Raw genomic sequence first — 25,173 nt, forward strand, 5'->3', positions numbered from 1 at the left:
AAAGCCGAGGTCGGCTAGTGCGGCCTCAGTTCGCAGGTCCCGCTCTTGCGAATCCCCAATCCCGAATCCCCAATCCCGGCCTCACGCCGAATCCCGCACCACCAGGCTCACCGCCAGCTCCACCGACTGCAGCGGCTCGCCGGCGATCAGGCTCAGCACGCCGTCCACCAGCAGCGTCGCCGCCTGCGCCAGGTCCTGGCGCACCGTGGTCAGCGGCGGCTGGCTGTAGGCGGCCAGCGGGATGTCGTCGAAGCCGACCAGCGAGATGTCCTGCGGGACGCGGTGGCCGGCTTCGGTCAGCGCGCGGATCGCGCCCAGCGCGATCACGTCGGAGGCGGCGAACACCGCATCGGGCGGATCGGCCTTCTTCAGCATCGCCCGCGTCAGGCGATAGGCGTCTTCGCTGAGGAAGTGGCTGCGCGCATGCAGCCGCGGATCGAATTCCAGGCCATGCCGCTCGAGCATGCGCCGGTAGCCGGCGAAACGCGGCGCCACTTCCGGGAGTTGCTCGTCGCCGAGGAAGGCGATGCGGCGGCGGCCGATCTCGATCAGGTGCGCGGTGGCCAGTTCGCCGCCGCGCAGGTTGTCGCTGCCGACGCTGACGTAGGCCTGGCCGTCGATGCGGCTGCCCCACACCACCATCGGCAGGCCGCCGCGCGCGGCCGCATCCAGCGCGGCGTGTTCGGAACTCTGCCCGAGCATGATCACGCCGTCGGCGCGGCTGCCGCGCGCCAGGTCCTCGACCCAGTGGTCCTGGTGCCGGTCCAGCTTGGACAGCAGCATGCTGTAGCCGCGCGCGGTCAAGGCGTCGGCGAGCAGCGCCAGCATGGTCATCATGAACGGGTCCGACAGCGGTTGCTCGTGCGCGTGCATCAGCGGCACCGCCACGCAGACGATGTTGGAGCGCCGCGAGCGCAGGCTGCGCGCGACCGGATCGACGCTGTAGCCGGCCTCCCGCGCCAGCTGCTTGATGTAGGCGCGGGTGCGCTCGGCGACCACCGGGTTGTCGGCCAGCGCGCGCGAGACGGTGGACTCGGACACGCCGGCCATGCGCGCGATATCGGCCATCTGCAGGCGCGCGCTGGGCGCGCTGCGGTCGGGTTTGTCGGGCATGCGGTGTCGGCGGGTGGCGCAGGGAGCGGAACCGGCAGTGTATGCCACCCGCTGCGGCGCGACCGCCTGCGCGCGCAGGCGGCGCGCGCGGCAGGTGCTAGGCCATGTGCAGGCCGCCGTTGACCGCGTAATCGGCGCCGGTGACGTAGGCGGCTTCGTCGGAGGTCAGCCAGCCGCACAGCGCGGCCACTTCCTCGGGCTTGCCGAGCCGGCGCAACGGCACCGAGGTCGCCAGGCGGTCGAGCACGTCCGGCGGGAAGCTGCTGATCGCCGCGCTGGCGATGTAGCCGGGCGAGACGGTGTTGACGGTGACCCCGCGCGAGGCCACTTCCTGCGCCAGCGCGCGGCTGAAGCCCTGCATCGCGGCCTTGGCGGTGGCGTAGTTGATCTGCCCGATCTGGCCCTTCTGCGCGCTGACCGCGCCGATGTTGACGATGCGTCCCCAGCCGCGCGTGGTCATGCCGTCCACCACCTGCTTGGTGATGTTGAACAGCGAGTTGAGGTTGCTGGCGATCACCGCCTGCCAGTCCTCGCGGCTCATCTGCCGGAACAGCGTGTCGCGGCTGCCGCCGGCGTTGTTGACCAGCACGTCGATCTCGCCCACCTCGGCCCTGACCTTGGCGAACGCGGCGACGGTGGAATCCCAGTCGGTGGCGTTGCCTTCGGAGGCGACGAAGTCGAAGCCCAGTTCGCGCTGCTCGCGCAGCCACGCCGACTTGCGCGGCGAATTGGGGCCGCAGCCGGCGACCACGGTGTGCCCGTTGCGCGCCAGCTTCTGGCAGATCGCGGTACCGATGCTGCCCATGCCGCTGGTGACGTAGGCGATGCGTAGGGTCATGCAAGAACTCCTTCGGAGTTGGGATTCGGGAGTGGGGATTCGGGATTGGGGATTGGGGATTGGACAAACGGAGCGGGCCTGGGCTGTTACGAATCCCGAATCCCGAATTCCCAATCCCGGGCGGCGGTCAACGTGCCAGCGGAAAGAGGCCGAACAACAATCCGCCGCCCATCAGCAACAACGACACCAGCACCGCCCACTTCAGGGTGAAACGCTGGTGGTCGGCGAAATCGACCTTGGCCAGGCCGACCAGCAGATAGGTCGAGGGCACCAGCGGGCTGAGCAGGTGCACCGGCTGTCCGGCCAGCGAGGCGCGCGCCATTTCCACCGGGGTGATGCCGTAGTGGCTGGCGGCCTCGGACAGGATCGGCAGCACGCCGAAGTAGAACGCGTCGTTGGACATGAAGAAGGTGAACGGCATGCTGGCCAGCGCGGTGATCACCGCCAGGTACGGACCCCAGGCATCGGGGATCACCGCCAGGAAGCTGCGCGACATCGCCTCGACCATGCCGGTGTTGGAGAGGATGCCGGTGAACACGCCGGCGGCGAAGATCAGCGACACCACCGACAGCACGTTGCCGGCATGGTTGACCAGGCGCCGGCGCTGCTCGGCCAGGTTCGGATAGTTGATCAGCAGCGCCAGCGCGAAGCCGATCATGAACAGCACCGGCATCGGCAGCACGCCGACCACCAGCGCCGCCATCAGCGCCAGGGTCAGCGCCAGGTTCACCCACAGCAGCTTCGGCCGCTTGATGTCCTCGGCGTCTTCCACGGTCGGCAGCGCATCGCCGTCGTCGGCCACGCTGCTGTCCAGCCAGCTGTCGCCGGGCAGCGCGGCCACGCCGAGCCGGCGCCGCTCCTGCATGCCCAGGTACCAGGCCAGCAGCAGGATGCCGGCGATCGCCAGCGCCATCGCCGGCACCAGCGGCACGAACACGTCGGCCGGGTCCACGTGCAGCGCGGTGGCCGCGCGCGCGGTCGGCCCGCCCCACGGGGTCAGGTTCATCACCCCGCCGGCGAGGATGGTCACGCAGGTCAGGTTCAGCGCGTTCATGCCGATGCGCCGGTACAGCGGCAGCATCGCCGACACGGTGATCATGTAGGTGGTGGAGCCGTCGCCGTCGAGCGAGATCAGCAGCGCCAGCACCGCGGTGCCGACCACGATCTTCATCGGGTCGCCCTTGACCAGGCGCAGGATGCGTCGCACCAGCGGATCGAACAGGCCGGCGTCGATCATCACCCCGAAGTACAGGATCGCGAACATCAGCATGACGCCGGTCGGCGCGATCTTCTTGATCCCTTCCAGCATCATCTCGTTGATGCCGGTGCCGAAGCCGCCGGCCAGCGCGAACACGATCGGCACGATGATGAGCGCGACCAGCGGCGACAGCCGCTTGCTCATGATCAGGTACATGAAGGTGATGACCATTCCGAAACCGAGCGCGGTCAGCATGTGAGTTCCTCAGGGTGGTGCGTGGAAAAAAATCGAACCCGGCAGCAGGAGAGGGCAGCCGCAGACCGCAAGCCGACAACGCATCAAATCGCGTAATCCCGCCGTTGCGATTCCCGAATCCCCATTCCCCAATCCCGGCTTTCAGAAGTCGTACTGAAACCGCCCGGTGATCGCCCGTGTATGGTCCAGCGTGGTGCCGGCCAGATGGTCGCGGTTGCGGCTGTCGATCAGGTTCAGCATCAGGCGCAGGTTCGGCTTCAGGTACCAGTTGCCGGCCAGGGTCCACGACGCGGTGGAGGCGTCGAGGAAGTCCGCCTGGCCGTCCAGGTGCTGGGTGCCCCACATGCGGTCGTAGCGCAGCGCCAGTTCGAACGCGCCGCGCGGGTTGTTGACCTGCTTGATGCGGGTGAAGCGCCCGGTCTTGCCGTCGTAGCGGCGCGATTCGCCGGTCGCGAACCAGCTGACGAAGCCGTAGGCGGACAGCACCTGCGCGCGCTGCGCGCCGTCGTCGAACAGGCCGCCGCTGAACTCGCCTTGCCACGACAGCGGGCCGCGCACCTGCGCGTATTCCAGCGACCACTTGTCCACGTCGGTATCGCGGCCGTCGGCGAAGCGCGCCAGGGTGATGCGGCTGTCGTCGGACAGGTGCCCGGCCGGACGCGGGCGGATGCTCAAGGCCGGCGCGCCGTTGGCGCCGGGATGGTCGTAGCGCTCGTGCGCCAGCGACAGACCCAGGTGCAGCACGTCGCCGTCGCGCGTGCCCGGCGCCCAGGTGCCGCGGCCGCCGAACGCATCGCCCTTGATGTTGGACACGTCGATGCTCTCCAGGCTGTAGACGCTGGCGGCCCAGGTGTAGTCCTTGCCGGCGGCCTGCCACGACACCGCCTTGCGGTACAGCGGCGCCAGCGTGCTGGCCGCGCCGCTGCGCTCCAGGAACTGGCCGAAGTTGGAGCCGGTGCGGTCGTCCAGCGAGAAGTACTGCTTGAACTGGCCGACGCTCAGCGTGCCGGCGTCGAAGGTGCGGGTCAGGTAGACGTCCTTGGCCTCGATGCCCTTGCCGTTGAAGTCGTCCTGCAACCCGGCGAAATCGCCTTCGACCTTGTAGCCGAAGCCGAAGAACTTGCCGGACACGTCGATCCACAGCCGGCGGATCTCGGTGTCGTCGGGATTGGGCGTGCCGCGGTGGTCGTTGTCGAACTGGGCGAAATCCCAGTGCAGGCGGCCGCCGATCTCGGCGGTGACCGGACCGTCGTCGTCGCCGTCGGCGGCGTGCGCCAGCGCGGGCAGGGACAGCAAGGCGCAGGCGCAAGCGCCGCACAGGCTCGATTTCTTCAGGTCCACGTACCCTCCCAGGTGCGCGCAGCGCGTCGATGAGTCGGTAGCCCGCAGCGGAAGCCGCAGGCCAGCGTGGCTGCAGCCTAGTGCGGCGTAGCTGTCATCGACCTGTCGGTGGGGCCGGGATTGGGGATTGGGGATTCGGGATTGGCAAAAGCCCGGCGCTTCGCTGTTTCCATTGGCGCAGGCGCGTTAGCATCCGCTCGCCGGAGATCGCTTCTCCAATCCCCAATCCCGAATCCCCAATGCGTCTCTTGTTAGTCGAGGACAATGCCGATCTGGCCGATGCGATCGTGCGGCGCATGCGCCGCAGCGGGCATGCGGTGGATTGGCAGAGCGACGGGCTGGGGGCGGCCAGCGTGCTGCGCTACCAGAGCTTCGACCTGGTGGTGCTGGACATCGGCCTGCCCGGACTGGATGGCCTGCGCGTGCTGGCCGGCTTGCGCGAGCGCGGCGACACCACGCCGGTGCTGATGCTGACCGCGCGCGACGGCATCGAGGACCGCGTGCAGGCGCTCGACGTGGGCGCCGACGACTACCTGGGCAAGCCGTTCGATTTCCGCGAGTTCGAGGCGCGCTGCCGGGTGCTGCTGCGGCGCAACCGCGGCAACGCCAGCGAAGTGGTGCAGCTGGGCGGCTTCGCCTTCGACAACGCCGCGCACAGGGTCAGCCTGGACGGTATGCCGATCGAGCTGCCCAACCGCGAATACCGCCTGCTGGAGATCCTGATCGGCCGGCTCGGCCAGGTGGTGGGCAAGGACGAGATCGGCAACGGCCTGTTCGGTTTCGACGACGAGGCCGGGCCGAATGCGATCGAGCTGTACGTCGGGCGCCTGCGCAAGAAGCTGGCTGCCGCGCCGCTGCGCATCGTCACCGTGCGCGGGGTCGGCTACAAGCTGGAGGCGGCCGAGGCCGAGGCGTCGCCGCCACCGCAGGACGCCGGCGGCGATGGCTGAGGCCGCGCTGCCGGCGCCGTCGATCCGGCGCACGCTGCTGCTGTACCTGGGCGTGCTGTCGCTGCTCGGCGCGGTGGCGCTGTTCTTCGCCGCGCGCGATTACGGCCAGCGCGCGGCCAACCGTTCCTACGATCACCTGCTGGTGTCCTCGGCGCTGTCGATCGTCGATTCGGTGGCGCTGGCCGGCGGGCAATGGCAGGTGGACCTGCCGTACGCGGCGCTGGATCTGTTGGCGATGGCGCCGGAAGACCGGGTGTTCTACCGCGTGTTCGATGCGCGCGGGCGCACCATCACCGGCTACGGCGATCTGCCGAAGGCGCCATCGTTGCCGCGCGCCAGCGCGCCGCCGCGGCTGTTCGACGCGCCCTACAGCGGCGAGCGGGTGCGTTTCGCGGTGGTGGCGCGGCGGGTGTCGTCGGCGGCGGCGCAGGACGAGGTGTGGGTGCAGGTCGGGCAGACCCGGCGCGCGCGCGAAGCGCTGGCGCAGGACGTGGTGCTGCATGCGCTGGTGGCCATCGCGCTGCTGTCGCTGCTGTCGCTGGCGCTGGTGTGGCTGGGCGTGTATCGCGCGTTGCGCCCGCTGCACCGGATCGAGCGCGACCTGTCGCGGCGCGAGCCGTCGGAGCTGAAACCGCTGGCGGTGGCCGCGCCGCAGGAGATGCACCAGATGGTGGCGGCGTTGAACCGCTTCATGGCGCGCCTGGCCGGCAGCAACGAGACCCTGCGCGCGTTCATGGCCGAGGCCGCGCACCAGATGCGCACGCCGCTGGCGGCGCTGCGCGCGCAGGCGCAACTGGCGCTGGACGAGGACGATCCGCGCGAGATGCGCCGCAGCCTGGAGGCGATCGAGCGCAACGCCACGCACATGAGCCGGCTGCTCAACCAGCTGCTCAGCGACGCCAGCGTGATCCACCGCGCCAACCTGCAGCGCTATGCCAGCGTCGACCTGGCCGAGGTGGTGCACCAGGCGCTGCACGAGGCGCTGCCGCACTCACAGCCGCGTCCGCGCGTGCAGCTGGCCATCGCCAGCGAGGCGGCGCTGGTGCGCGGCGATGCGCTGCTGCTGCGCGAGGCGATCAAGAACCTGATCGACAACGCCTGCAAGTACGGCGGCGACGGCGCGCTGCAGGTGGCGCTGACCTGCGAGGCGCGCGATTGCGTGGTGACCGTGGCCGACCACGGCCCCGGCATCGCCGCCGCCGACGCCGAACGCGTGTTCGAACGCTTCGCGCGCGGCGAGGGCGCGGCCGCCGGCGGCGCCGGGCTCGGCCTGGCGATCGTCAAGCGCGTGGTCGACAGCCACGGCGGGCGCATCGATCTGTCCAACCGCGTCGGCGGCGGCCTGATCGCCAGCCTGCGCCTGCCCAGGCTGCATCCATGACCGCGTTTCGATCGCTTCGCGCCGCGCTGCTGCTGCTGCTGGGCTGCGTGCTGTTCCACCACGCCACCGCCGCGCCCGGCGACATCCGCCGTTTCCCGGCGCAGGGCGCGGCCACGGCGCAGCTGTGCATCCAGGGTTCGACCGACATCGAGGTGTTCGCCGCGGTGATCGGCGACTACCAGCGGCTGCATCCGCGCACCGAGGTGGTGTACCAGGACGTCATCGCCTGGGACATGTACCAGCGCTACCTGCATCCGCGGCCCGGGGCGCGCTGCGCCGACCTGTTGATCAGCGCCAGCATGGACCTGCAGACCAAGCTGGTGAACGATGGCCACGCGCTCGCGCACCGCTCGCCGCAGACCGAGGCGTTGCCGGCGTGGGCGCAATGGCGGCACGAGGCGTTCGGGATCAGCTACGAGCCGGTGGCGATCGTCTACAACAGGACGCGGCTGCCGGCGGCGCAGGTGCCGCGCACGCGCCGCCAGCTGCTGGAACTGCTGCGCGCGCCGGGCCTGCCGCTGCGCGGCCGGATCGGCACCTACGACGTGGAGCGCAGCGGCGTCGGCTATCTGTTCGCGACCCAGGACGGGCAGATCGGCAGCATGGCCGGCGCGTTGCTGGCGGCGATGGGCGACAACCAGGTGGTGCTGGAGGAGCGCACCGGCGTGCTGCTGGACCGGGTCAGCCGCGGCGAACTGCTGCTGGCCTACAACGTGCTCGGGTCCTATGCGCAGGCGCGCATCGACGCCGGCGCGCCGCTGGCGATCGTGCAGCCGGAGGACTACACCCTGGTCGCGCTGCGCACCGCGGTCATCCCGCGCGATACGCCGCATGCGGCCGAGGCGCGCCGCTTCCTCGACTACCTGCTGTCGCCGCGCGGCCAGCAGGTGCTGTCGCGCGAGGCGCGGCTCAAGCCGATCCTGCAGCTGCCCGCTGCCGGTGGCGCCGTGCCGGCGGCGTCGCCGGCGTTGCGCCCGATCGCGCTGGGGCCGGGCCTGCTGGTGTACCTGGACGCGCTCAAGCGCCGCCAGTTCCTGGATGCCTGGCGCAGCAGCATGCGCCGCAAGCCGCCGCGCTGAGGCGCCGGCGGCGGGCGCTCAGCGCGCGAAGCGCGGCGCCTGCGCGGTGGAGTGCAGGATGCGCACGCTGTCGCCGAGCTGCTCGGGCGCGCCGCCGGCCAGCAGCGCCTGCACCCGCGGCCGGTCCGGCGCCGCGCCTGCGCCCAGCCCGACCCAGGCGTTCTTGCCGGCGCCCTTGGCCGCATACAGGCAGCGGTCGGCCAGGCCCACGCTCTGCTCCCAGTCGCCCAGCGCCGGCCACGCCGCCACCAGCGGCCACGGCGCGAAGCCGATCGAACAGGTCAGTGCAAGGTCGCGCTGTTCCAGGACGAAGCGCCGCTCGGCCACCGCCGCGCGCAGGCGCTCGGCCAGCGCCTCGGCGGCGCCGTTGCGCTGCAGGCGGGTGACCAGCAGGAATTCCTCGCCGCCCCAGCGCACCAGCAGGTCGCGTTCGCCGCACAGCGCGCGCAGGCTGTCGGCGCAGTGCACCAGCGCGGTGTCGCCAGCCTGGTGGCCATAGTCGTCGTTGATGCGCTTGAAGTTGTCGATGTCGATCATGAAGAAATACAGCGCATCGGCGCTGCTGCCGGCGTCGAGCTGGGCGAGCAGCGCCGGGCATTCGCGGGCCAGCCAGTCCTGCAGTTCGCGGCGGTTGGAGACCCGGGTCAGCGGATCCAGGCGGGTGGCCGCCTCCAGCTGCGCATTGCTCTGCAGCAGCTGCTGGTTGGCGCGCTCCAGCTGCCGCGTGCGCTCGGCGACGGTGAGGTTCAGCAGTTCCACCATGTCGCGCTCGCGGTTGACCGTGCGGCGCACGCGCTGCGCGGCCAGGCCGAGCAGCAACAGGCCCAGCAGTGCGTAGCCGGCATAGGCCAAGGGATGCCGCCATGGCGGCGGCCGCACCTGGATCCGCAGCGTGCGCGCCGCGCCGAACTGGCCGTCGCGCCCGGCCGCCTGCACCTCCAGCGTGTAGCGGTCCGGTGGCAGGTGGCTGACCGAGAACTCGCTGTGCGCCGTCTGCGGATAGACCCAGCCCTTGTGCAGGCCATCGACCCGGTAGCGCAGCCGCGCGGTGCCCGGCGCGGTGAAGTCGATCGCGGTCATGCCCAGGGTGAACACGTTGTCGCGGTAGTCCAGCGCGATGTCGTGGGCATACACCACGTCGGTCTCGCTTTGCCGCTCGCCGCCGTCGCGGCCTTCGCTGGCGTCGAGCACGTGCAGGTCGGTCAGCACCGCGCGTGCCGGCGCGCTGCGCAGCGGCAGCTTGCCCGGGTCGATCACGTCGACGCCCTGGGTGCCGCCGAAGTACAGCAGGCCGCGGCTGTCGCGATAGCCGCGGCCGCTGTTGTATTCCTGGTTCTCCAGGCCGTCGCGGCTGCCCAGGTTCTGCACGATGCGGGTCGCCGGATCGAGCACGCTCAGGCCGTTGTTGGTGCTCAGCCACAGCCGTCCCTGCGCATCCGGCAGGATGGTGTAGATGACGTTGCTGCTCAGGCCTTCGCGGTCGGTGTAGCGCACGGCGAGGTCGTGCTTCAGGTCCACCTGGTACAGGCCGCCGGAAAACGTGCCCAGCCACAGCACGCCGTCGCGTTCGTACATCGACCACACCGACGGGTACAGGCCGGCGCCACCGGGGCGATAGGGTTCGGCCGCGCGATCGCCGCGCATCCGCCACAGGCCGCAGTCGTTGCAGCCGATCCACAGCGTGCCCTGGCTGTCGCGGTACAGCCGGGTCAGCGTGCGCCCGGCCAGCGGCGCCCAGCGCGGGTCGTCCTGCACGCGGCCGCCGACCACCCGGGTCAGCCCGCGGCGCGTGGCCACCCACAGCGTGTCGCCCTCGCGCAGCAGGTCGTTCACGTGCGCATCGGCCAATCCTTCCACCTGCGCCAGCGTGCCGTCGCGGTCCAGCCGCCACAGGCCGTGGCGGGTGCCCAGCCACCAGTGCTGGCCGTCGCCCTCGATGGCGCGCACCATGCGCGCGGCCAGCGCGGCCGGCACCCGCCAGGGCGCGCCGTTGCGGTCGCGCAGCATCAGGCCCTGGTCGGTGCCGATCAGCATGCGTTCGCCGTCGCGCCGGATGCTGCGCACGCTGGGGCTGGGCCAGGTGCCGATGTCGTGGAGCTCCTCCTCGTCGTTGCGGATCACCGCCGACATCGGCCGCACCCGGTACAGGCCGCCGGTGTAGGTGCCGATCCACCAGGTGCCGTTGCCGTCCTGGTAGAACCGGGTGATGGCGCTTTGCGGCGGCGCGTCGAAGCGCAGCAGCCGCGGCGTCGCCGTGTCCTTGTCCAGCTGCGTCACCGTGGCGTTGTTGGAACCCACCAGCACGCGTCCGTCGGCCAGGCGGATCAGTGCGCTGAGATCGCTGTGCCGGGTCAGCAGTTGCTGCGTGCTCCAGTGCGCGAGCGTGCCGCCTTGCGCGTCGAGCTTGAACAGTCCGGCGCTGGCCGAGGCCAGCCACAGGCCTTCCGGTCCGGATTGCAGGCCCACGCATTCGTCGATGCCCGGCGGCGCGGGCAGCGCCTGGCGCGCGGTCGCGCTGAGCAGCCATAGCCGGCAGCGCCGGTCCAGCGCCACCGCGCGCTTGCCGTCGGGCATCCAGGTCAGGCCGACCACCGGCGCATCGCCGCCCAGCGGCAGCACCCGGCTCACCGCCGCGTCGATGCGGTCGATGCCGTGCTCGGTGCCGAGCCAGGCGCCGCCCTGCGGATCGACCAGGATGGTCATGACCCGGTTGTGCGACAGGCCCTGCGCCATGCTCAGCCGGTGCCGCCGCCAGGTGGCCAGTTCGATCACTTCCAGGCCGGCGTCGTTGGTGCCCAGCCACAGCCGGGTGCCGCGCGCCTCGAAGGCGAGGCTGTCGATGCTGCTGCTGAGCAGGCTTTGCCGGTCGCTGGCGTTGAGTTCGTGCCGGTAGACCCGGAACAGATGGCCGTCGAAGCGGTTGAGGCCTTCCTGCGTGGCCAGCCACAGGAAGCCCTGGTCGTCGCTCTGCAGCGCGTTGACGGTCAGCTGCGACAGGCCATCGTCCAGGCCGAAATGCTCCAGGCTGCTCGGCAGATCGGCGTCGTCGCTGGCGCTGGCCGGCGTTGCGGCCACGGCCGCGCCCGGCGCCAGCAGCACCGCCAGCAGCACGCAGCGGCACGCGGCCGGGCGCACGCCTCGCAGCAGGATCGAAAGGGTCCGGATCACGTCACCCTATCGGCCGGCGGCGCGAGGGCTTGAATGCCGCCGCTGCCGGGGCGGTGCGTTTCCTGGCCGCGCGACCGGCACGCCGGCGGCCGCGCATGCCAGACTGTAGGCATGGATGCGCCCACGATTCTGGTCGCCGACGACCATCCCCTGTTCCGCGCCGCGGTGCTGCACGCGCTGCGCCAGGCCTTGCCGCGCGCGCGGGTGACCGAGGCGGCCAGCGCCGCCACCCTGGACGCCGCGCTGGCCGCGCAGGCCGACGCCGACCTGGTCCTGCTGGACCTGGCGATGCCCGGCGCGCGCGGGTTTTCGGCGCTGCTGCACGTGCGCGGCGAACGCCCGGACGTGCCGGTGGTGGTGATCTCCTCCAACGACCATCCGCGGGTGATCCGCCGCGCGCAGCAGTTCGGCGCGGCCGGCTTCATCCCCAAGTCGTCGCCGGCCGAGACCATCGGCATCGCGGTGGCGGCGGTGCTCGACGGCGGCACCTGGTTCCCGCCGCTGACCGCCGCGCGCTCGGAGGCCGACGCGCAACTGGCCGCGCGCCTGGCGCAGCTGACCCCGCAGCAGTTCCGGGTGCTGCTGTGCCTGGCCGACGGCCTGCTCAACAAGCAGATCGCCTACGAGCTGGGCCTGGCCGAGAACACGGTGAAGGTGCATGTGACCGCGATCCTGAAGAAGCTCGAATGCCACAGCCGGACCCAGGCCGCGGTGCTGGTCAAGGCGCTGGAACCGGAAGGCGAGGCCTGAACCGCGGCGCGGCCGTCGGCCGTGCGCTGCGCCGGGAGCGTTTTCCGCCGCGCCCGGATACGCGATGCTATGCACTGGCGCCCGCGCTTCCTGCGGGCGGAAAGGACCCCCGGACCATGCCCATCCGCAACGAGCAGATCGCCTACTACCCGTTCCTGCAGGAAATGCTGGACGACGACTACTTTCCTTCCTTCCTGGTCGGCAAGGGCCAGAAGATCCTGTTGCGGCTGTGCGAGGCGATCGAGGCGCAGGCCCCGGCCGACCTGCCGGCGCTGTACCGGCTCACCCACGCCGCCACCGAGGAATTCAACGCGCTGGCGCTGGAGTTCGAGGCGCACGACAGCGAGATCGAGACCGCCGCGCGCGACAACATCGGCGTGGATTTCCTGTACATCGCCAAGACCTACGGCTTCGACGCCGCCGATGCCGAGGAGCTGATCGCGCCGCGCGAGTGGTGAGCGAGGCGGTGGTGGATCGGGCGTCGGTGGGGGCTATGCACGCGGCTGTTCCCTTCTCCCACCGGGACCATGGCCCCCCCCCCCCTTTTTTTGGGGGGAAGATGGCCCGCAGGGGCGGATGAGGGTACGGGCGCAGCCTCGTGCACCCAACCTCCGCGAGGCGCTTCGCGCCGGACCCTCACCCCAACCCCTCTCCCGACGGGGAGAGGGGCTAGCGCTTTTCCTTCTCCCGTCGGGAGAAGGTGCCCCGCAGGGGCGGATGAGGGTACGGGCGCAGCCTCGTGCACCCAACCTCCGCGAGGCCCTTCGCGCCGGACCCTTACCCCAACCCCTCTCCCGAGGGGAGAGGGGCTAGGCACGCCGCGGCTGTTCCTCCTCCCCTCGGGACCATGGCCTCCTTTTGGGGGGAAGGTGCCCCGCAGGGGCGGATGAGGGTACGGGCGGAGCCTCGTGCACCCAACCCCGCGAGACGCTTCGCGCCTTACCCTCACCCCAACCCCTCTCCCGGGGGGAGAGGGGCTATGTACGTGCGGACGGGAGAGGGGCTAGTGCGCCGGCGGGAGCGGGGCTTGGCCGCGGCGCAGCAGCATCTGCGTCATCAGCGCGCGCAGTGCCGGCGCGCGCACCGGCTTGGCCAGGAAGCCCCAGCCGCGTTCCTGGGCCAGTGTGCGCAGCGCCGGATCCGGTTCGGCGGTGACCAGGACCACCCGCGGTTCGGCGTTCCAGCGCGCGCACAGCTGGGCGAACAAGGCCGGGCCGTCGCGCTCGCCCATGCGCACGTCCAGCAGCACCAGTTCCGGCGCCTGCGCCGGCTGCGCCGCGGCCAGCGCGTCCTCGGGGCCGGCGGCCAGCTCCACCCGGCATGCCCAGCGTTCCAGCAGCGCGCGGCTGGCCTCGCACACGCGCGGGTCGTCGTCGATGCACCACACCCGGCAGCCGTGCAGGATCGGGTCGTCGCCGTTGTCGCTGGCCACCGCGGTCGGCGGCTGCGCCTGCGCCGCGGCGGCGCGGTCGCCCAGCGCCACGGTGACCGCGAACACGCTGCCGCGGCCGAGCTGCGAGCGCAGGCCGATGCGGTGCCCGAGCAGGCGGCCGATGCGCTCCACGATCGCCAGGCCCAGCCCGGCGCCGCGGTCGTGGGCGACGCCGTCGCCGAGGCGGCGGAACTCCTCGAAGATCTCCTGCTGCAGCGCCTCGGGGATGCCCGGGCCCTGGTCGTGGACCTCGATGCGCAGGCTGTCGCCGTCGCGGCGGCAGCCCAGCAGCACGCGTCCGCGCGGGGTGTAGCGCACCGCGTTGGACAGGAAGTTCTGCAGGATGCGCCGCAGCAGGGTCTCGTCGCTGCGCACCGCGGCGGCGGTGGGCACGTAGTCCAGGCGCAGGCCTCGGTCCTCGGCGACGATGCCGAACTCGTGCGCCAGGGTCTGCAGCAGCGGGCCCAGCGCGAAGTCGCGCACCTGCGTCTTCAGCGTGCCCGCCTCCAGCCGCGAGATGTCCAGCAGGCTGTTGAGGATCGCGTCCTGCGCGACCAGCGCGTTGTCGACGTGGTCGGCGATCTGCCGCGCGTCGGCGTCGTGCAGCTTGCCGCGCAGCGCCGAGACGAACATGCGCGCGGCGTTGAGCGGCTGCAGCAGGTCGTGCACCGCCGAGGCGACGAAGCGGGTCTTGTAGCGGTTGGCGTTCTCGGCCTCGCGCTTGGCATCGGCCAGGTCGCGGGTGCGCTCGGCGACGCGGTGCTCGAGCGCGTCGGCCAGCGAGCGCAGTTCGCGCGCGGCGTTCTTGTAGCTGGTGATGTCGGCATAGCTGGTGACGAAACCGCCGTCGGGCAGCGGGTTGCCGCGGATCTCCAGCACCGTGCCGTCGTCCTTCTCGCTCTCGCGCATGTGCGGGCGGCCGCTGCGCAGATGGTCGAGGCGGCGCTGGATCGCCGCTTCCACCGGACCGGGGCCGAGCAGGCCGCGGCGCGCGTTGTGGCGGAACACGTCCTCGATCGGGCGGCCGATGCGGATCAGCTCCGGCGGGAAGCGGAAGATTTCCAGGTAGCGCGAATTCCACGCCACCAGGCGCAGCTGCGCATCGATGATCACCACGCCCTGCGGCAGATGCTCCAGGCTGCGGCTGAGGCCGGTATCGGCCTGCTGCGCCGCCTGCACCACGCCGTCCTGCGCGGTGCGCAGCTCCTGCGCGTGCTGTTGCAGCAGCGATTCCAGTTCGCGCCGGCTGCGCTGGCGCAGGCGTGCCAGGCGCTGGCGCTGCTGGAACAGCAGGCCCAGGAACACCAGCGCCAGCCAGATGCCGGCCGCGGCCAGCGCGGCGGCGCGGCCGGCGGCGCGGCTGTCGCCGATGTCGTGCAGCAGGTGCAGGCGCCAGCCGCTCTCCGGCAGCGGCATGCTCTGCCACAGCAGCGGTTCGCGCTGCGCCGGCGTGTCGATGCGCATCACCTGGCCACCGTCGTCCAGCGTGGCCAGGCGGCGCCGCTGCGCCGGCAGCAGGGTCTGCCGCGCGTACTGGCGGGTGGCGAGCAGTTCCTCGCGTTCGCGGGCGCTGAGCGGCTGCAGCTGGCGGTAGCGCCAGGCGTCGCGGCTGGACAGGAACACCACCCCGTGGCGGTCGCTGACCAGCACCACGTCCGGCACGCGCAGCCATTCGCGCTCCAGCGCGGCCAGTTCGATCTTGATCACGATCACGCCGAGGGTGCGCCCGTCGGCGTCGCGGATCGCCTGCGACAGGAAATAGCCGGGCACGCCGGTGGTCATGCCGATGCCGTAGAAACGGCCGCTGCCCTGTGCCAGCGCCTGCTTCACGTAGGGACGGAAGCTGTAGTCGGCGCCGACGTTGCTGCTGGCCAGGCGCCAGTTGCTGGCGGCCACGGCGACGCCGTCGGCGTCGATCAGGGTCAGCGTCGAGGAGCGGGTGACGTCGTTGGCGCGTTCCAGCTTCAGGTTCAGCCGCTGGTGCGCGGCCGGGTCCAGCGGCTGGGTCAAGGCGTCGCGCAGTTCCGGATCCAGCGCCAGCACCTGCGGCAGGGTGCGGTAGCGGTCGATGCGCTGCTGCAGGGTCTGCGCGTACAGCTCCAGTTGCTGGCGCAGCTGCCGGCTCTCGGCGCGCAGCGCGCGCTGTTCGGCGAAATGCCCGGCCGACAGCATCGCCAGCGCCATGCCGCCGAGCACGGCGAGCAGGAGCAGGGCGATGTGGCGATAGCGCGAGGCGGGATACATGCGGAGTGGGGCGCGGTCGGGGCGATGCCCGCCAGCTTAGCGGCAGCGGCGGGCGCGCTGCTGTCGCGGTGTCGCGCAGGCGGTCTCTAGGCGGCCGATGCGGGCGCACGGCGGCCGTCGTGGCCGGGATGACGGATGCAAAGCGGCCACGCCGGCCCATGCGGACGGCGTGGCCGCTCTGGCATTTCTTGCGAACGCGCCCCGATCGGGCAAGGCCGATCGGGGCGCCGCTCAGGCCGTGCGACTCAGAACTGCACCTGCGCGCGCAGGTCGATCGAGTTCGGCTTGGTGTGCACGCCGGCGCGCTCGGCATCGGCGCGCACGTAGTTGGCCTGGAACTTGAAGTGGCTGGTCAGGTACCAGTTGGCGCCCACGGTCCAGTCGTGCTGGCGGCCGCCGAGCACGCTGCCGTCGTCCAGGTCCACGCGGCTGTAGCGCAGCAGCAGCTCGACCGCGCCGTAGGCGTTGGCCGGCTTGATGTTGGCCACGTTGCCGGCGCTGTACGGGCGCGACTCGCCGGTCAGCACGTAGCTGGCGAACGCGTACTGGCCGTCGGCGGTGTAGTCGGGGCGGCCGTTGTCGCGGGTGACCTCGGCGCGCAGCGCCTCGCCCTGCATCGAGAACGGGCCCTTGATCCAGATCGCTTCCAGGCCGGTGCGGCGCACCTGGTCGGCATCGACCAGGGTGCCCGAGTCGACCAGGCGCACGTCGGTCAGGCCGGCTTCCGGGCGCGCGCGCAGGCGCACGCGCGGGCTGAAGCTCACGTCCAGGCCGTTGTGGTAGCCGCGCGGGTTTTCCTGCGAATAGGCCAGGCCCAGATGCAGCACGTCGCCCTCGGCCTTGAACGGGGTCCACACGCCGCGCACCGCCTGGGTGGTGCCGGGGTTGTCGCCCTGCAGGTCCTTGCCGCCGTACGCGCCGGCCTGCAGCAGGTACTGCTGGCGCTCGAAGGTCCACTCCACGCCGGTGCGGCGGCCCTGGTAGATCGCCTGGATCGGCAGCGCCGTCTCCAGGAAGCTGTCGGCACGCGCGCTGGTCACGCCTTCCAGGCCGACCGGCACCTTGATGTAGCCCAGCCGCACCTTGCCGTAGTCGCTGCCGAACAGCGCCTTGGTCTCGAAGCGGAAGAACACGTCCAGCCACAGCTTGGACTGGAAGTCGAAGTACACCATCGCGTCGTACACGCCCTTCTTCTTCAGCGTGGCGCCGAATTCCTTGCGCCGGAACGCGTTGTCGTCCTCCAGGCGCGCGTCGTCGTCGGAGAAGTTGTTCGAGTCGTAGGCGTAGTTGCCGGTCACGGCCAGTTCGGTGCCGTCGTTGAAGGCGACCTTGGTCGGCCAATCGTCGAATCCGCTGGCGGCAGCGGCGGGAGCGGCGGCGGTCAGGCACAGCGCAGCGAAGAGAAGGGTATGGCGCATGGTTGTGATGTCTTCTTGATGAGGAAAAAAGCGCGCCGGCACTCGACTGACGGGACGGCAAGGCTTGCGCGGGCGGTGCAGCGTGGTGCCGGCCGCGACCGTCCCTCGGCCGCGGTGCGGGGCGCATCGCCGGAACAACGAGCCACCCGCAAGCAATAGCGGGCGAATCCGGCGGTTCTTTACAGCGATATTGCGATCCTGCGACGGCGCATTCCCCCTGAATGCGCATGCGCCGCCGGCAGCGCGGCGGCAGGGCGGTACGCGACGCAGCATCGGCGGGCGGTTGCCCCTGGCCGGCGTTGCGCGTCGCACCTCCCTCCCGTGAGCGTGCCGGGACACTGTAACTGCGTCGGCGGCACCGCGAACAGGGGACTAGTACCAATAGGTTATCTGCTTAGAAGCCGGCGCCGCGTACAAAGGCAGCATTCCGCGACCTGCGTCGGGTTGCCGGTCCATACCTGTCTTCCGGAGCGCGCTCATGCATATCCCAACTTCCCCGGCCGGCGGCGTCGTGCATCGGCACGTGCCGTTCTACCGACAGCTGTATTTCCAGGTGGTGGTCGCCATCGTGCTCGGCGCGCTGCTCGGCCACTTCGAGCCGGCCTTCGCCGAGAAGCTCAAGCCGCTGGGCGATGCCTTCATCAAGCTGGTGAAGATGATCATCGCGCCGGTGATCTTCCTGACCATCGTCACCGGCATCGCCGGCATGACCCACCTGAAGACGGTGGGCCGGGTGTTCGTCAAGGCGATGGTGTACTTCCTGTTCTTCTCCACCCTGGCGCTGGTGGTCGGCATGATCGTCGCGCACGTGGTGCAGCCGGGCGCCGGCATGAACATCAATGCGGCCGACCTGGACCAGAGCGCGGTCCACAGCTACGTGGAGAAGTCGCACGAGCTGACCCTGGTCGGCTTCCTGATGGACATCATCCCCAAGACCCTGATCAGCCCGTTCGTCGGCGACAACATCCTGCAGGTGCTGTTCGTGGCGGTGCTGTTCGGCGTGTCGCTGGCGATGGTCGGCGAGCGCGGCAGGCCGGTGCTGAACCTGCTCGAGGGGCTGGTCGCGCCGGTGTTCAAGCTGGTGCACATCCTGATGCGCGCGGCGCCGATCGGCGCGTTCGGCGCGATCGCCTTCACCATCGGCAAGTACGGGGTGGAGTCGCTGATCAACCTGGCCTGGCTGGTGGGCTCGTTCTACGTGACCGCGTTGCTGTTCGTGCTGGTGATCCTGGGCGCGGTGGCGCGCCTGTGCGGCTTCTCGATCTTCAAGCTGATCCGCTACCTCAAGGCGGAACTGCTGCTGGTGCTGGGCACGTCCTCGTCCGAATCGGCGCTGCCGTCGCTGATGGAGAAGATGGAAAAGGCCGGCTGCGAGAAGTCGGTGGTCGGGCTGGTGGTGCCCACCGGCTATTCGTTCAACCTGGACGGCACCAACATCTACATGACCCTGGCCGCGCTGTTCATCGCCCAGGCGACCAACACCGAACTGACCCTGGGCCACCAGATCGCGCTGCTGCTGGTGGCGATGCTCAGCTCCAAGGGCGCCGCGGGCGTGACCGGCGCCGGCTTCATCACCCTGGCGGCGACGCTGGCGGTGGTGCCGGAAGTGCCGGTGGCGGGCATGGCGCTGATCCTGGGCGTGGACCGGTTCATGAGCGAATGTCGCTCGCTGACCAACTTCATCGGCAACGCGGTGGCCACCGTGGTGGTCTCGCGCTGGGAGAACGCGCTGGACCGCGACCGCCTGCGCATCGCCCTGGACGGCGGCGAAGACGCGCTGCCGGAGGTCGCGGCCGAGCCTGCCGCGATCCGCTGAATTCCATGACCTCGCGCGCGCCGGCCTTGCCGGCGCGTCGCGTTTTTCGGCCCCTGGCCTGCGCGGCGACAGCCGCAAGACAGGCTCGGCCATGGCCCAGGGAGTAGAATCCTGGGTCCTCGCGCCTCTCGACTACAGAAGCCTCGATGTCAAACGAAGATTTCAAACAGGCCGCCCTCGACTATCACCGCCAGCAGCCGCCGGGCAAGATCAAGGTGTCCGCGACCAAGCCGATGCTGACCCAGCGCGACCTGTCGCTGGCCTATTCGCCGGGCGTGGCCTTCGCCTGCGAGGCGATCGTCGCCGATCCGCAGCAGGCCAGCGAGCTGACCGCGCGCGGCAACCTGGTCGCGGTGATCAGCAACGGCACCGCGGTGCTGGGCCTGGGCAACATCGGCCCGCTGGCGTCCAAGCCGGTGATGGAAGGCAAGGGCGTGCTGTTCCAGAAGTTCGCCGGCATCGACGTGTTCGACATCGAGATCGACGAGAACGACCCGGACAAGCTGGTCGACATCATCGCCAGCCTGGAGCCGACCTTCGGCGGCATCAACCTGGAAGACATCAAGGCGCCGGAATGCTTCATCGTCGAGCGCAAGCTGCGCGAGCGGATGAACATCCCGGTGTTCCACGACGACCAGCACGGCACCGCGATCATCGTCGGCGCCGCGGTGCTCAACGCGCTGGTGGTGACCGGCAAGAAGATCGAGGACGTCAAGCTGGCCACCACCGGCATGGGCGCGGCGGGCATCTCCTGCGTCAACATGCTGGTGTCGCTGGGCCTGAAGCCGGAGAACATCCTGGCGCTGGACCGCGACGGGGTGATCCACACCGGCCGCACCGACCTGGACCCGGACAAGCAGCGCTACGCGCGCGATACCGACAAGCGCACCCTGGCCGAGATCGTCGAGGGCGCGGACATCTTCCTCGGCCTGTCGGCCGCCGGCATCCTCAAGCCGGAGATGGTGGCGACGATGGCGGCGCAGCCGGTGATCTTCGCGCTGGCCAATCCCAATCCGGAAATCACCCCGGAGGCGGCCAAGACGGTGCGCCCGGACGCGATCATCGGCACCGGCCGTTCGGACTACCCGAACCAGATCAACAACGTGCTGTGCTTTCCGTACCTGTTCCGCGGCGCGCTCGACGTCGGCGCCACCGGCATCAACGAGGCGATGAAGATCGCCTGCGTCAAGGCGATCGCGGCGATGGCGCGGCGCGAGGCCTCCGACCTGGGCGCGGCCTACGGCGGCGAGACCCCGAGTTTCGGCCCCGACTACCTGATCCCGCGGCCGCTGGATCCGCGCCTGCTGGTCGAACTGTCCTCGGCGGTGGCGCAGGCGGCGATGGATTCGGGCGTGGCCACGCGCCCGATCGCCGACATGGAGGCCTACCGCGACAAGCTCGGCCAGTTCGTCTACCGCACCAGCCTGATGATGAAGCCGGTCTACGACCGCGCCCGCGCCGACAAGCAGCGCGTGGTCTACGCCGAGGGCGAAGAGGAAGTGGTGCTGCGCGCGGTGCAGAGCGTGATCGACGAAGGCCTGGCGTTCCCGATCCTGATCGGCCGCCCGGACGTGATCGAGGCGCGCATCCAGCGCCTGGGCCTGCGCATCACCGCCGGCGTGGATTTCGAGATCACCAACATCCACGACGATCCGCGCTTCAACGACTACTGGCAGTACTACCACGCGCTGACCGAGCGTCGCGGCGTCACCGTCACCGCGGCCAAGGAACTGATGCGCTCGCGGCCGACGCTGATCGCCGCGGTGATGGTCGCGCGCGGCGAAGCCGATGCGCTGCTCACCGGCGTGGTCGGCCGCTTCCACAAGAAGCTCGGCTACGTGCGCAGCGTGATCCCGCTGGAGCCGCGGGTCAGCTCGACCTCGGCGATGACCGGGGTGATCAACCAGCAGGGCGCGTTCTTCTTCCTGGACACGCACGTGCAGGAAGACCCGAGCGTGGAGCAGATCGTCGAGGCCACGCTGCAGGCCGCGTACCGGCTGAAGCTGTTCGGCATCGAGCCGAACATCGCGCTGCTGTCGCATTCCAACTTCGGCAGCCACGACTCGCGCGATGCGCTGAAGATGCGCCAGGTGCGCGAGGCGCTGCTCAAGCGCAACCCCAAGCTCAACATCGATGGCGAGATGCAGGGCGACACCGCCTGGGACGAGGCGCTGCGCAAGCAGATCATGCCCAACAGCACCCTGAAGGGCCGCGCCAACCTGTTCGTGCTGCCGAACCTGGAAGCGGCCAACATCGCCTACAACCTGGTGCGCGTGTTCACCGACGGCGTGGCGATCGGCCCGATCCTGATGGGCATCTCCAAGCCGGTGCACATCCTCACCACCAGCGCCACCTCGCGCCGGGTGATGAACATGACCGCGATCGCCGCGGTCGATGCGCAGATCCGCAAGCAGCTGGAAGCGGAGAAGAGCGCGCCGTAAGCCGCGCTGCGGCGCCTTCGGCTCGAGTACGCGCCGCCGTGGGGCCGCGCGTTCTCGTGCCGGCGGTCCATGCCGGCGGTTTCGCGTGGCCTGCGTTTGCGGCGCACGCCCGGATGCCATCGCATCGGGCCTGCCGGTCTTTCCACGCCTGTGAGCATCGGCGTGGTCGCGCCGGTCTGCGCGATGATGGATTGCCCGGTCCGAACGCGCGGCGCAGATCGCGGCTCGACGCGTCGAAGCTCTATTCCTTCGAACTGTCGGCAGGCCCAGCCCGCAGGCCGCTGTTGCGCGAGCATGCTGCCGCGTCAGCGCGACGCCATCTTCTTCGCTTCATCCGCGCGCAGCAGCGGCGCGGTCTGCTCGGGACTTGATGTCACGCCCCAGGGGCATGGCAATCGGCGCATGGCGATGGAACGCCGCATGCGCATCGGCGGCACACGCCATCGGGCACGCATCGCATGAACGATTTAGAGTTCGCAGCAGGCCAGCCCGCTGCTCGCCGCCACGCACGCGCCGCCAACCAGGCGCGCGCCGCGCGGCTGGGCAGGATCGGATGCGGCACCGGCGGCGCCGCATGACCTTCAGGCCAGACGCTTGCCCACGGGCAGCGGCAGGCTTTCGTGGTCGCCCTGGTTCAGCTTGGATGGCTTGCCGGTCAGCAGCACATAGGCATCGACGCCGGTAAGTTCGGCAATCTTCAGCAAATGCCGGGCATTGGGGACGGAACGATTGTTCTCCCAGTGACCCAGGGTGCTATGCGCCACGCCCAGCAAGGCCGCCAGTTCGCGCAGCGTGAAACCGGCATTGCGCCGCGCCTGCATCAATCGCACACCTATATCCACGGGACACCTCAGAGCGGCAGGTTTGCGCCGCGTCCCCCGAGCATAGTGGATGTCATTGCTTGGCATCAAGCCGACAGAAGGGGGACAAACCGGGTCAATGCCGGCGGGCCATGCGCCGGCCCGGCGCGCGCGCGGGGCGGGCTGCTAGAATTCGCCGTCTCCTCCCGTTGTGTCCCACCGCCATGAGCCATACCGCCACCGCGCCCGCCAATGCAGAGAAGCGCTACAGCGTGCACCGCGCCGACCTGCCGCTGAGCTGCCCGACCCCGGAAATGGCGCTGTGGAACTCGCACCCGCGGGTCTATCTGCCGGTGGAAGAAGAACCCAGCCACGAGGCCAAGTGCCCGTACTGCGGCGCGGTCTTCGTGCTGGTCGACTGACCGCCGCTTCGATGCACCGCCTCACCGTGGTGCAGCTGCTGCCGGCGCTAGAGTCCGGCGGCGTGGAACGCTCCACCCTGGAAATCGCCGCGGCGCTGGTCGCCGCCGGGCATCGCGCGCTGGTGGTGTCGGCCGGCGGCCGCCTGCTGCCGGCGCTGCTGGACACCGGCGCCGAGCACATCGCCCTGGACATCGGCCGCAAATCGCTGCTGACCCTGCGTCACGTGCCGGCGCTGCGCCGGCTGCTGCTGCGCGAGCGGGCGGACATCGTGCACGCGCGCTCGCGGCTGCCGGCCTGGCTCGGCTGGCACGCGCTGCGCGGGATGCCGGCGGCGCAGCGGCCGCGCTTCGTCACCACCGTGCACGGGCTCAATTCGCCGAGCCGCTACAGCGCGGTCATGACCCGCGGCGAGCGCGTGATCTGCGTGTCCGCCACGGTGCGCGACTACGTGCTGCGCCACTACCCACGGACCGACCCGGCGCGCTTGCGGGTGATCCCGCGCGGCATCGACCCGGCGCAGTTCCCGCGCCGTGCGCAGCCCGATCCCGCCGCGCGCGCCTGGGCCGCGACCCAGGCGCCGGCCGCGGCCGGCCGCGGCCCGCTGCTGCTGCTGCCCGGGCGCGGCACCCGCCTCAAGGGCCACGCCGACGCGCTGCGCCTGCTCGCCGCGCTGCGCGCCGACGGCAGCGACGCGCGGCTGTGGCTGCCCGGCGCGCGCGCGGCCGGGCGCGAGGCCTACGTGCAGGAGCTGGAGGCCGAGGCCGCCGCGCTGGGCATCGCCGAGGCGGTCGCGTTCACCGCGCCGACCGCGCGCATCGCCGAAGCCTACGCCGCCAGCGACCTGGTACTGCAGCTGTCGCGCAAGCCGGAGGCGTTCGGCCGCACCGTGGTCGAGGCGCTGGCGGTGGGGCGGCCGGTGCTGGGCTGGGCGCACGGCGGCGCCGGCGAACTGCTGGCGCAGCTGCAGCCGGCCGGCGCGGTGCCCGCGTTCGATGCGCAGGCCCTGCATGCGGCGGCGGCACGGCTGCTGGCGCAGCCGCCGGCGGCGCCGGCGCAGATCCCCTATACGCTGCAGGCGATGCAGCACGCGACCTTGGCGGTGTATGACGAACTCCGGTCCTGATTCCTCCCTGCCTGCGCCGCTGTCGCCGGCGCGCAGCGAACGCTGGGCGCCGGTCTGGGTGCTGGCGTTCGTGGCGCTGTGGCCGGCCCCGGGCCTGGCCGCGGGCGTGCTCGCGCTGGGCGCGCTGGCGACCCTGCTGCAGTTGCTGCACAGCCGCTTCCGCGGCGGCGCCAGCCTGCTCAGCGGCCCGGCGTGGGCGCTGACCACGCTGCTGTTCCTGACCTATTGGCTGCCGCAGCCGCTGTCGGCGCTGGATGCGGTGGACGTGCCGCTGGCGCTGCGCGAATCGGCGGTGGACCTGCGCTTCCTGCCGTTCCTGTGGCTGGTGGCGATGGCGGTGGCGACCCCGCGCGCGCGCCGCACCACCTTCAACGGCCTGGCGCTGATCGCCGGGCTGTGGACCGTGGATGCGCTGGCGCAGGCGCTGTGCGGCACCAGCCCGCTGTTCTGGTCGATGGACCAGCTGAAGTGGGCGATCAACCACCACGGCCTGTGCACGCCGCAGGAGATCGCCCTGGCCGACCGCCTCAGCGGCGTGTTCGGGCCGTGCAACCTCAAGTTCGGCCAGGTCCTGGCCAGCCTGTCGCCGTTCCTGCTGTTCGTCGCCGGGCGCCGCGGCGGCGCCTGGGGCTGGCTGCTCGCCGCGGCGGCGGTGGGCGTGGTGCTGGTGCTGGCCGGCTCGCGCGCCTCGTGGATCACCTATGCGCTGGTGCTGCTGCTGTCGGGCTGGCGCCTGCTCGGCACGCGCCGGATGCTGGCCCTGGGCGTGGCCGCGGTGCTGGTGGCCGGCGCGCTCGGCGCGCTCTCGCCGCAGGTGCGCGAACGTTTCGCGCGCACCACGCTGGCGCTGAGCGGGCGCCCGGCCGATCTCAATGCGGCCCTGGCCGGGCGCACCCAGATCTGGGATGCGGCCTGGTGCATGATCCGCCAGCATCCGCTCAACGGCGTCGGCGTGCGCGGCTTCCGCGAGGCCTATGTGGCCTGCGACCCGGATCCCGCGCACGAGGGCGCCTGGGGCCGCGAGCCGGCCTTCCACGCCCACCAGATCGTGCTCGAGGTGCTCAGCGAGACCGGGCTGATCGGCCTGCTGCTGTGGCTGGCCGGCGCCGCGCAGGCGTGGCGCGCGTGGCGCTACGCCTCGCCGCAGGCGCGCGAGCGGGCGCGGCCGGCGATGCTGGCGCTGCTGGTGACGGTATTCCCGTTCAACACCCACCTGGCGTTCTATTCGTCGTTCTGGGGCTCGCTGACGCTGATGCTGGTCGGGCTGTATGTCGGCGCGCTGCTGGCCGAGGAGCGCGCTGCCGAGGGCGACGCACGGACTGTGCTGCCCACGTCGGCTTGACCCCCAGGCCGTGCAGCGTGCACCCGTACCCTCATCCGGCCCTGCGGGCCACCTTCCCCGA

The 25,173-nt window shown here is 70.9% G+C and carries 18 protein-coding genes and 2 pseudogenes; 11 read left to right on the forward strand and 9 right to left on the reverse strand.

Annotated elements, in window-relative coordinates; translation table 11 throughout:
- Positions 1-81: 81 nt before the first annotated feature.
- The 4 genes from AB3X10_RS04480 to AB3X10_RS04495 all read right to left on the reverse strand — a co-directional run bounded on the left by AB3X10_RS04480 (position 82) and on the right by AB3X10_RS04495 (position 4,745).
- Positions 82-1,113: a LacI family DNA-binding transcriptional regulator gene (locus tag AB3X10_RS04480; RefSeq protein ID WP_369979427.1), complete on the reverse strand. Its 1,032-nt coding sequence runs from the start codon at positions 1,111-1,113 to the stop codon at positions 82-84.
- Positions 1,114-1,210: 97 nt separating this feature from the next.
- Positions 1,211-1,951 (reverse strand): acetoacetyl-CoA reductase, encoded by a 741-nt coding sequence (gene phbB, locus AB3X10_RS04485; protein ID WP_369979429.1) that lies wholly within the window; start codon positions 1,949-1,951, stop codon positions 1,211-1,213.
- A gap of 127 nt (positions 1,952-2,078) precedes the next feature.
- Complete coding sequence (locus tag AB3X10_RS04490) at positions 2,079-3,404, reverse strand: CitMHS family transporter (protein WP_369979431.1); 1,326 nt, start codon at positions 3,402-3,404, stop codon at positions 2,079-2,081.
- 141 nt (positions 3,405-3,545) lie between these two features.
- A complete protein-coding gene (locus AB3X10_RS04495; RefSeq protein ID WP_369979433.1) occupies positions 3,546-4,745 on the reverse strand; it encodes an OprO/OprP family phosphate-selective porin in 1,200 nt (399 codons plus the stop codon).
- Between the two features lie 239 nt (positions 4,746-4,984).
- On the opposite strand from AB3X10_RS04495, the gene AB3X10_RS04500 reads away from it, so the two are divergent.
- Genes AB3X10_RS04500 through AB3X10_RS04510 form a run of 3 tightly spaced genes read left to right on the forward strand, consistent with a single transcriptional unit; the run spans position 4,985 to position 8,155 of the window.
- Positions 4,985-5,695, forward strand: a complete 711-nt coding sequence (locus AB3X10_RS04500; RefSeq protein ID WP_369979435.1) for a response regulator — start codon at positions 4,985-4,987, stop codon at positions 5,693-5,695.
- The gene (locus tag AB3X10_RS04505; protein WP_369979437.1) at positions 5,688-7,076 is read left to right on the forward strand and encodes a sensor histidine kinase N-terminal domain-containing protein; all 1,389 of its coding nucleotides are present in this window, start codon (positions 5,688-5,690) and stop codon (positions 7,074-7,076) included. The genes AB3X10_RS04500 and AB3X10_RS04505 overlap by 8 nt, the downstream gene beginning before the upstream one ends.
- Positions 7,073-8,155: an ABC transporter substrate-binding protein gene (locus tag AB3X10_RS04510; protein WP_369979438.1), complete on the forward strand. Its 1,083-nt coding sequence runs from the start codon at positions 7,073-7,075 to the stop codon at positions 8,153-8,155. Before AB3X10_RS04505 ends, AB3X10_RS04510 begins: the two co-directional genes overlap by 4 nt.
- A gap of 18 nt (positions 8,156-8,173) precedes the next feature.
- On the opposite strand, the gene AB3X10_RS04515 is transcribed toward AB3X10_RS04510, so the two are convergent.
- Positions 8,174-11,323 carry a two-component regulator propeller domain-containing protein gene (locus tag AB3X10_RS04515; protein ID WP_369979440.1) on the reverse strand — a complete coding sequence of 1,050 codons (3,150 nt, stop codon included), beginning with the start codon at positions 11,321-11,323 and terminating at the stop codon, positions 8,174-8,176.
- Positions 11,324-11,434: 111 nt separating this feature from the next.
- On the opposite strand from AB3X10_RS04515, the gene AB3X10_RS04520 reads away from it, so the two are divergent.
- A complete protein-coding gene (locus tag AB3X10_RS04520) occupies positions 11,435-12,073 on the forward strand; it encodes a LuxR C-terminal-related transcriptional regulator (protein WP_369979442.1) in 639 nt (212 codons plus the stop codon).
- A gap of 116 nt (positions 12,074-12,189) precedes the next feature.
- Entirely contained in the window at positions 12,190-12,531 is a 342-nt protein-coding gene (locus AB3X10_RS04525; protein ID WP_145702831.1) for a DUF5713 family protein, read from the forward strand.
- Between the two features lie 545 nt (positions 12,532-13,076).
- Here the strand turns inward: AB3X10_RS04525 and AB3X10_RS04530 are convergent.
- The 3 genes and pseudogenes from AB3X10_RS04530 to AB3X10_RS04540 form a co-directional block, all read right to left on the reverse strand.
- Positions 13,077-14,936 (reverse strand): annotated as a pseudogene (locus AB3X10_RS04530) (PAS-domain containing protein); the annotation flags it as partial.
- A gap of 65 nt (positions 14,937-15,001) precedes the next feature.
- A pseudogene (locus tag AB3X10_RS04535) lies at positions 15,002-15,749 on the reverse strand (cache domain-containing protein); the annotation flags it as partial.
- A 245-nt stretch (positions 15,750-15,994) separates the two neighbouring features.
- Positions 15,995-17,167 (reverse strand): OprO/OprP family phosphate-selective porin, encoded by a 1,173-nt coding sequence (locus AB3X10_RS04540; RefSeq protein WP_369979444.1) that lies wholly within the window; start codon positions 17,165-17,167, stop codon positions 15,995-15,997.
- A gap of 478 nt (positions 17,168-17,645) precedes the next feature.
- On the opposite strand from AB3X10_RS04540, the gene AB3X10_RS04545 reads away from it, so the two are divergent.
- The 3 genes from AB3X10_RS04545 (at position 17,646) to AB3X10_RS04555 (ending at position 21,886) form a co-directional block, all read left to right on the forward strand.
- Complete coding sequence (locus tag AB3X10_RS04545; RefSeq protein ID WP_369979446.1) at positions 17,646-18,983, forward strand: dicarboxylate/amino acid:cation symporter; 1,338 nt, start codon at positions 17,646-17,648, stop codon at positions 18,981-18,983.
- 146 nt (positions 18,984-19,129) lie between these two features.
- A complete protein-coding gene (locus tag AB3X10_RS04550; RefSeq protein WP_369979448.1) occupies positions 19,130-21,424 on the forward strand; it encodes an NADP-dependent malic enzyme in 2,295 nt (764 codons plus the stop codon).
- Between the two features lie 294 nt (positions 21,425-21,718).
- Complete coding sequence (locus tag AB3X10_RS04555; protein ID WP_369979450.1) at positions 21,719-21,886, forward strand: hypothetical protein; 168 nt, start codon at positions 21,719-21,721, stop codon at positions 21,884-21,886.
- 119 nt (positions 21,887-22,005) lie between these two features.
- Here the strand turns inward: AB3X10_RS04555 and AB3X10_RS04560 are convergent, their stop codons facing one another.
- Positions 22,006-22,245 (reverse strand): helix-turn-helix domain-containing protein, encoded by a 240-nt coding sequence (locus AB3X10_RS04560; RefSeq protein ID WP_145703540.1) that lies wholly within the window; start codon positions 22,243-22,245, stop codon positions 22,006-22,008.
- Between the two features lie 203 nt (positions 22,246-22,448).
- Between AB3X10_RS04560 and AB3X10_RS04565 the strand changes: the two genes are divergently transcribed.
- The 3 genes from AB3X10_RS04565 to AB3X10_RS04575 are packed head-to-tail and all read left to right on the forward strand — an operon-like array spanning position 22,449 to position 25,112.
- A complete protein-coding gene (locus tag AB3X10_RS04565) occupies positions 22,449-22,646 on the forward strand; it encodes a zinc-finger domain-containing protein (RefSeq protein WP_145702821.1) in 198 nt (65 codons plus the stop codon).
- 11 nt (positions 22,647-22,657) lie between these two features.
- Positions 22,658-23,770, forward strand: a complete 1,113-nt coding sequence (locus tag AB3X10_RS04570) for a glycosyltransferase (protein WP_369979453.1) — start codon at positions 22,658-22,660, stop codon at positions 23,768-23,770.
- Positions 23,751-25,112: an O-antigen ligase family protein gene (locus AB3X10_RS04575; RefSeq protein ID WP_369979455.1), complete on the forward strand. Its 1,362-nt coding sequence runs from the start codon at positions 23,751-23,753 to the stop codon at positions 25,110-25,112. The genes AB3X10_RS04570 and AB3X10_RS04575 overlap by 20 nt, the downstream gene beginning before the upstream one ends.
- The last annotated feature ends 61 nt before the right edge of the window (positions 25,113-25,173 follow it).

This window comes from Xanthomonas sp. DAR 80977, from assembly GCF_041240605.1.
GTDB lineage: Bacteria > Pseudomonadota > Gammaproteobacteria > Xanthomonadales > Xanthomonadaceae > Xanthomonas_A > Xanthomonas_A bundabergensis.

What these genes read in the sequence shown, in the direction of transcription:
- phbB (WP_369979429.1), bottom strand. Translation starts at nt 1,951, where the DNA reads ATGACCCTACGCATCGCCTACGTCACCAGCGGCATGGGCAGCATCGGT.
- AB3X10_RS04510 (WP_369979438.1), top strand. Translation starts at nt 7,073, where the DNA reads ATGACCGCGTTTCGATCGCTTCGCGCCGCGCTGCTGCTGCTGCTGGGC.
- AB3X10_RS04570 (WP_369979453.1), top strand. Translation starts at nt 22,658, where the DNA reads ATGCACCGCCTCACCGTGGTGCAGCTGCTGCCGGCGCTAGAGTCCGGC.
- AB3X10_RS04560 (WP_145703540.1), bottom strand. Translation starts at nt 22,245, where the DNA reads ATGCAGGCGCGGCGCAATGCCGGTTTCACGCTGCGCGAACTGGCGGCC.
- AB3X10_RS04480 (WP_369979427.1), bottom strand. Translation starts at nt 1,113, where the DNA reads ATGCCCGACAAACCCGACCGCAGCGCGCCCAGCGCGCGCCTGCAGATG.
- AB3X10_RS04490 (WP_369979431.1), bottom strand. Translation starts at nt 3,404, where the DNA reads ATGCTGACCGCGCTCGGTTTCGGAATGGTCATCACCTTCATGTACCTG.
- AB3X10_RS04520 (WP_369979442.1), top strand. Translation starts at nt 11,435, where the DNA reads ATGGATGCGCCCACGATTCTGGTCGCCGACGACCATCCCCTGTTCCGC.
- AB3X10_RS04565 (WP_145702821.1), top strand. Translation starts at nt 22,449, where the DNA reads ATGAGCCATACCGCCACCGCGCCCGCCAATGCAGAGAAGCGCTACAGC.
- AB3X10_RS04555 (WP_369979450.1), top strand. Translation starts at nt 21,719, where the DNA reads ATGCTGCCGCGTCAGCGCGACGCCATCTTCTTCGCTTCATCCGCGCGC.
- AB3X10_RS04525 (WP_145702831.1), top strand. Translation starts at nt 12,190, where the DNA reads ATGCCCATCCGCAACGAGCAGATCGCCTACTACCCGTTCCTGCAGGAA.
- AB3X10_RS04500 (WP_369979435.1), top strand. Translation starts at nt 4,985, where the DNA reads ATGCGTCTCTTGTTAGTCGAGGACAATGCCGATCTGGCCGATGCGATC.
- AB3X10_RS04545 (WP_369979446.1), top strand. Translation starts at nt 17,646, where the DNA reads ATGCATATCCCAACTTCCCCGGCCGGCGGCGTCGTGCATCGGCACGTG.
- AB3X10_RS04575 (WP_369979455.1), top strand. Translation starts at nt 23,751, where the DNA reads ATGACGAACTCCGGTCCTGATTCCTCCCTGCCTGCGCCGCTGTCGCCG.
- AB3X10_RS04550 (WP_369979448.1), top strand. Translation starts at nt 19,130, where the DNA reads ATGTCAAACGAAGATTTCAAACAGGCCGCCCTCGACTATCACCGCCAG.
- AB3X10_RS04505 (WP_369979437.1), top strand. Translation starts at nt 5,688, where the DNA reads ATGGCTGAGGCCGCGCTGCCGGCGCCGTCGATCCGGCGCACGCTGCTG.
- AB3X10_RS04540 (WP_369979444.1), bottom strand. Translation starts at nt 17,167, where the DNA reads ATGCGCCATACCCTTCTCTTCGCTGCGCTGTGCCTGACCGCCGCCGCT.